This is a genomic window from Labrys sp. F242 (assembly GCF_057813875.1).
In genome coordinates this window covers 903,526-909,809 of sequence record NZ_JBVASG010000002.1, presented here as the reverse complement: position 1 = coordinate 909,809, position 6,284 = coordinate 903,526, and the positions used below count along the sequence as shown (strand labels likewise).

Here is a 6,284-nt window from a genome sequence, read left to right as displayed (position 1 = left end):
ATCCCGGCAAGGCCGGCACGACAGCCGACAGCTTCGCCGGCCTCGAGCTGCCTCCCGTCATTCCCACCGACGCGCCCGGAACGGAATTTGCCCTGAAGACCACGCAGATCGGTTCGATCAGCGCGGGGTCGCCGATCTTCCATCGCGGCCTCGAAGTCGGCCAGGTCCTCGGCTACGATTCCTCCAACCTCGCCGACGGCATCACCATCCGCGCCTTCGTCAGGGATCCCTATGACAAGGAAGTGCGCACCAGTACCAATTTCTGGAATGCCTCCGGGGTCTCCCTCACCACGGGCCCCCAGGGCTTTCGGCTCCAGCTCGATTCCATCCAGGCCCTGCTCGCGGGCGGCATCGCCTTCGATACGCCGGCCGACGTGCTTTCGAACGAGCGCGCCGCTCCCAAGACGGCTTTCACCCTCTACCGGGACCAGGCCAGTGCCGACGAAGCCAAATATACCGTTCGCCTGCGCTATCTGGTCTATTTCGATTCCTCCGTGGGCGGCCTTGCCGCCGGTTCCAACGTGGAGTGGCATGGCCTCAAGATCGGGCAAGTGGTCAGTATCAACCTGCAATATGACGTCACCAAAAACACGCCGCGTGCGCCCGTCCTGATCGAAATCGAGCCGCAGCGCATCCAGATCGTCGGCGCGGACGGCCCGATCAATCCCGAAACCGTGCTGAAATCGCTGGTCGCCAAGGGCCTGCGCGCCGAGATCAAGACCAGCAATTACCTGACTGGCCAGAGCGTGGTGTCGTTCGACATCGATCCTAAGGCCGGGCCGGCGGAACTGGGAACCGGCGCTATCTATCCGGTGATCCCGACCAGTCCGAACCAGTTCGACTCCGCCCTGCGCTCGGTCAACGACATCCTCGACCGCATCTCGAAACTGCCGCTGGATAAACTGGTGGTCCAGGCCAACGACACCATGAAGTCGTTCCAGGACCTTGCCGCCGGACCGGAGATCAAGGAATCGCTGCGCTCCCTCGCCGGCGCCCTCACCTCGGCGCGGGAACTGATCGACAAGGCCAAGACCGATCTCGCCCCGGCAATGCAGAGGCTGCAGCCGGTGCTCGACACCGCCCAGCAGTCGATGAAACGCATCAATTCCACCCTGGGCTCTTTCGACCAGGGCTATGGCAGCTCGTCCAGCTTCAAGCGCGACCTCACGCGCCTGATGTCGCAGGTCGACGATGCCGTGCGCTCCATTCGCGTGCTCACCGACTATATGCAGCAGCACCCCGAATCCCTGATCCGGGGCAAGACCAGAGGAAGCAACTGATGCCGTTCTCCTCCTTCCGTCGTTCTGGACGCATCGCGGCCCTCACGGGCCTGGGCCTGGCTCTCTGCCTGCTCGCGGCCTGCGCATCGCCCGAGGCCAAGATCTACACCCTGGCCTCCCAGGGCGGACAACGGGTGGCGGGCCGGCCCGTCTCGGTATCGATCGAAACGGTGGATGTCGCCAAATATCTCGACCGGCCCCAGTTGGTGCGCCGCTCCGGCGACGTCCAGCTCGGCGTCTCCGAGTTCGAACGCTGGGGCGAGCCGATGGGCTCCATGGTGCAGCGCGTGCTCGCCGAGAATTTGCGCCGGCGCCTGCCCGCCGGCTCGCTGGTGACCACCAGCCAGACCGTGTCGGGCAAGGAAGCGGCCAGCCTCGAACTTTCGGTGAGCCGCTTCGATACCAATGCCGAGGGCGTGGTCATGCTGCAGGCGCAATGGCGGCTGCATTACCGCAATGGCGGCCGCAGCGCGGCGGCCCAGGCCAGCATCGCCGTGCCCCCGGCCGATACCGGAGCCCCCGCCCAGGTCGAGGCGATGAGCTCGGCCCTCGACCAGCTCGCCGGACACATCGCCGCCAAGCTGCGCTGAAGGGACGAACGCCGGACCGGCTGAGTCAGGACAACGGCTTGGGCGAGCTGACGGAATTGATGAAGGAGCGCGACATTCGTGCCCCCTCGCCCCGTCCTTACGGGTATCGGCCACTCCACTTGGAGTGGGCTGGGATACAGGTGAGGGGCTTCGCTACGCTCCATTTGGTATCCCTCGCGCAGCTCCTCATCCCTGCCTTCTCCCCGTAAGAACGGGGCGAAGGAGTGGCTGGCGTTGCGCCTTCCCCCAACCATCGTGCAGTTGCCTTCGTCACTTCGAAAAAATTTCGCCGCCATGTCACAGCGGCGGAGGCAGGCTCGTCATGTCTGCGCAAACCGATCAAGAGGACATGATCATGAAAGCCAGACTGAACCCCTTCGCCGCCTCGCCCGCCATCATGAAGCAGTGGCTCGATTTCTCGACCGGGATCGACGGCCTCGAGACCAGCCTGATGGAACTGGTGAAGATGCGCGCCTCTCAGATCAATGGCTGCGGCTTCTGCCTGCATATGCACGCCCTCGACGCCCGCAAGCTTGGCGAGAGCGAGGAGCGGCTCTATCTGCTCGACGCCTGGCGCGAATCGCCGCTCTATAGCGAACGCGAACGCGCGGCCTTGGCCTGGACGGAAGCCCTCACCTTGGTCGCCGACAAGCGCGCGCCCGACGACGTCTACGAAGCGGTGAAGGCGCAGTTCACCGAGGAGGAACAGGTGAAACTCACTTTGCTGATCGTCGCCATCAATGGCTGGAACCGGGTCAATGTCGGCTTCAATGCCGTGCATCCGGTGCGCGCGAAAGCGGCGGCCTGATGCCGGGCGCCCTCCAGAGCGATGCGGCTGCAAGCTTCGATCCCTTGCGGCCACGCCTGATCCGCATCGCCTATCGCATGCTGGGATCGGTCGCCGACGCCGAGGACGTGGTGCAGGATGCCTTCCTGCGCTGGCTCGACGCGGATCGCAGCGAGGTGCGCGAGCCGATGGCCTTCCTCACCCGCGCCGTCACCCGGCTTTGCCTCGACGTGCTCAAATCGGCCCGACGCCAGCGCGAGACCTATATCGGCCCCTGGCTGCCCGAGCCGATGATCGAGGAGGGCGAGGAAGAGGTCGAGGACGTCACCTTGCCGCTGATGCTGGCGCTCGAGCGGCTTTCGCCGCTGGAGCGTGCCGCCTTCCTGCTCCACGACGTCTTCGGCGTTTCCTTCGACGAGATCGCTGAGACCATCGGGCGCGATCCCGCCGCCTGCCGCCAGCTCGCCAGCCGGGCCCGCACCCATGTCCGCGCCTCCAGGCCGCGTTTCGACATGCCGAAGGAGCGTGGACTGGAGATCGCCCACGCCTTCTTCGCGGCCTCGCGCAGCGGCGACATGACAGCGCTGCAGGCCCTGCTGGCCGCCGATGTCGCCGTGCATTCCGATGGCGGCGGCAAGAAGCCGGCCGCGATGAAGCCGATCTTCGGCCTCGAGGACGTGATGAAGCTGCAGGCCGGCCTCGCCCACTACTTCGCCGAGACCATGTCGAAGCTGGTGCGCTACACCTATATCAATGGCCTGCCGGGCTTCATCACCATCGAACGCGACGACACGCTGCAGACCACGGCCCTCGACATACGCGATGGCCGGATCGTCGGCATCTACGTCACCCGCAATCCCGACAAGCTCAAGCATATCGAGGAGACAACCCTGCATTGAGGGGGAGATGGCAGCAAGCTTGGTTTGAGGTAGCGCTGCCCCTCACCCTTACCCTCCCCGTAAACGGGGCGAGGGAGACTTCCATGTCCCGCCCTATCCAGCAGGCGCCCTGTCTCGCATCGAGGCGCAACGTCTGACACCCCTCGCCCCGTCCTTACGGGGAGAGGGTAAGGGTGAGGGGCGGCACGACTGTAGGAAATCTACACCCCTACCCTCGCGTGGGGATCTTCAGCCCGCCGAACATCACGTTTCGTGTCAGCGGACGATCGAGGAAGTCATGCGGGAAGCCGAGTTCGATGGCACTGGCCGCCTCGAGCCGGTCGCGCTGCTCGTCCGAGAACGTCACCTCGAGCGCGCCGAGATTGTCCTCGAGCTGGGCCAGCGTGCGGGCGCCAATGAGCGGCGAGGCGACCGCCGGATTGGTGAGTGTCCAGGCCAGCGCCACCTGCGAGGGCGTATGCCCGGTCTCGCCCGCGACCGCCTTGACCACTTCCGCAATGTCGAGGCCGCGTTCGGTAAGCGCCCCATTGCCCAGCGCGACATTGCGGCGGGTGCCCGAAGCTTCGGCCGAGCCGCCGCTGTCGTCGAGATCCGCCCGGCTATATTTGCCGGCGAGCACGCCGCTGGCCAGCGGCGACCAGGGAATGACGCCGAGACCCAATTCGCGGGCCATCGGCACCAGCTCGCGCTCGATGGTGCGCTCGATCAAATTGTATTCGACCTGCAGGGCGATCAGCGGCGCCCAGCCGCGGAGATCGGCGATGGTCTGCATGCGGGCGATCTGCCAGGCCGGGGCATCCGAGATGCCGGCATAGACGATCTTGCCCGAGCGCACGAGGTCGTCGAGGCCGCGCAGCACTTCCTCCACCGGCGTGGTGAAGTCCCAGGCGTGCAGATAGAGCAGGTCGATATAGTCGGTGCCGAGCCGCTTCAGACTGTCCTCGACCGAACGCACCATGCTCCTGCGGTGATTGCCGCCGGAATTGGGATCGCCGGGGCGGGAGGGCAGCGTGTATTTGGTGGCGATCACCAGCCGGTCGCGGCGGTCGGCGGCGAAAGCGCCGACGAAGCGCTCGGACGTGCCGTTGGTATATTGGTTGGCGGTGTCGATGAAATTGCCGCCGCGGTCGACATAGGCGTCGAAGATACGGCGGGCCTCGGCTTCGTCGGCGCCCCAGCCCCAATCCGTGCCGAAGGTCATCGTCCCCAGCGACAGTGGGGATACCCTGAGGCCCGAGCGGCCGAGAAGGCGGTAGTCATCCAAAGCGAGTGTCATGGCGGTCATCCTCCGTTGCGATGCTGCCGCGAAGATGGTCCCTGGAGACTGCTTCGTTAATGCTATAGAATGCGCATGGCTTATGAAGGAAAGCATATAGAATGCGCGGCAGCGAGCATGTAGAATTGCGGGCTTTCGTCGCCGTGGTCGAACATGGCAGCTTCGCGCGGGCCGCCGCCCATCTCGGCCTGTCGCCTTCGGCCCTGAGCCAGACCATCCGCTCGCTGGAGGAGAGGCTCGGCGTTCGCCTGCTCAACCGTACCACCCGCAGCGTGGCACCGAGCCAGGCTGGCGAGCGCTTCCTCGCCCGGCTGCGCCCGGCGCTGTCCGATCTCGACGCCGCCGTCGCGGATGTACGGAGCCTGCGCGACAGTCCTGCCGGCCTGCTGCGCATCAACGCCACCCGTATCGCCGCCATCCATGTCATCGGGCCGCTGATCGGCCCCTTCCTCGCAGCCTATCCCGACATCACGGTGGACCTCGTCAGCGAGGACAGGCTGATCGACATCGTGGCCAACCGCTTTGATGCCGGGGTGCGGCTCGGCGAGATGGTGGAGAGGGACATGATCGCCGTGCGGCTCGGCGGCGAACTCAGGCTGATGGCCGTCGCCGCCCCGACCTATCTCACCCGTTACGGCACGCCCGTGACGCCGCATGACCTCGCCCGCCATCGCTGCATCAATTTCCGCTGGCCGACCGATCTCAGCCTCTATCACTGGGAATTCGAGCGCGAGGGCCGGCCGCTGGAAGCTGCCGTGGAAGGTCCGCTCATCGTCAACGAACCGGAGGTCGCCTGCCTGGCGGCGCTCGCCGGCGTCGGCATCGCCTATCTGTTCGAGCATCAGGTCCGCCCCGGGCTCGCATCAGGCCGGCTCGTCCACCTTCTGGCGGACTGGTCGCCGCCCTTTCCGGGCTTCCACCTCTATTATCCCAGCCGCCGCCAGATGGCCCAGCCGCTGCGGGCCTTCCTCGACTTCGTTGCGGCGAATCAGGGCAAGGCTCCGAAAAACTAACCCAAGCGCATATGCATCAGCGGATAGGGGCGTCCGTCACCATCGAGCGCGGAGCGACCTGTCTCGACGAAGCCGAGGTGGCGGTAGAAGCCGACAGCCTGCGTGTTCTGCTCGTTGACGTCGACGGTCAACGGTCCCTCGCCCTGTTCTCGGGCATGGCGGACCAGCAGCGTGCCGATGCCCTGGCCGCGCCTTTCGGGATCGATGAACAGCGAATCGATATGGCGCACCGACAAGCCCATGAAGGCCAATGGCCGGCCGTCGCCGTCAGCGGCGACATGCAGGGGCGCTGACGGCAGATAGTCGTTGGCGACCAGCTTCTCGATCGCCTCGAAATCACCGGGGAGCAGGAAATCATGGGTCGCCCTGACGGAGCCGCGCCAGATCTCGAGCAGGGAGGGCACATCCGCCGGGCGGGAGGAGCGAAGGGTAATCATAA

The 6,284-nt window shown here is 65.6% G+C and carries 7 protein-coding genes; 5 read left to right on the top strand and 2 right to left on the bottom strand.

Going from position 1 to position 6,284, the window contains the following annotated elements:
- The 4 genes from ACZYTC_RS19730 to ACZYTC_RS19715 form a co-directional block, all read left to right on the top strand.
- A partial coding sequence (locus ACZYTC_RS19730) for a PqiB family protein (RefSeq protein ID WP_488990349.1) occupies positions 1-1,280 on the top strand: 1,280 nt, incomplete at its 5' end.
- Entirely contained in the window at positions 1,280-1,870 is a 591-nt protein-coding gene (locus ACZYTC_RS19725) for a PqiC family protein (protein ID WP_488990348.1), read from the top strand. The genes ACZYTC_RS19730 and ACZYTC_RS19725, both read left to right, overlap by 1 nt.
- Before the next feature lie 355 nt (positions 1,871-2,225).
- A complete protein-coding gene (locus ACZYTC_RS19720) occupies positions 2,226-2,678 on the top strand; it encodes a carboxymuconolactone decarboxylase family protein (RefSeq protein WP_434958810.1) in 453 nt (150 codons plus the stop codon).
- Entirely contained in the window at positions 2,678-3,556 is an 879-nt protein-coding gene (locus tag ACZYTC_RS19715) for a sigma-70 family RNA polymerase sigma factor (RefSeq protein WP_488990347.1), read from the top strand. Before ACZYTC_RS19720 ends, ACZYTC_RS19715 begins: the two co-directional genes overlap by 1 nt.
- A 208-nt stretch (positions 3,557-3,764) precedes the next feature.
- Here ACZYTC_RS19715 and ACZYTC_RS19710 read toward each other — a convergent pair whose 3' ends face one another.
- Positions 3,765-4,832, bottom strand: a complete 1,068-nt coding sequence (locus ACZYTC_RS19710) for an aldo/keto reductase (RefSeq protein ID WP_434958812.1) — start codon at positions 4,830-4,832, stop codon at positions 3,765-3,767.
- 101 nt (positions 4,833-4,933) lie between these two features.
- Here ACZYTC_RS19710 and ACZYTC_RS19705 point away from each other — a divergent pair, with 101 nt between their 5' ends.
- Positions 4,934-5,845, top strand: coding sequence for a LysR family transcriptional regulator (locus tag ACZYTC_RS19705; RefSeq protein ID WP_488990346.1), 912 nt, complete (start codon positions 4,934-4,936; stop codon positions 5,843-5,845).
- On the opposite strand, the gene ACZYTC_RS19700 is transcribed toward ACZYTC_RS19705, so the two are convergent.
- Positions 5,842-6,282 carry an acetyltransferase gene (locus ACZYTC_RS19700; protein WP_434958814.1) on the bottom strand — a complete coding sequence of 147 codons (441 nt, stop codon included), beginning with the start codon at positions 6,280-6,282 and terminating at the stop codon, positions 5,842-5,844. The genes ACZYTC_RS19705 and ACZYTC_RS19700 overlap by 4 nt on opposite strands.
- Positions 6,283-6,284: the final 2 nt, after the last annotated feature.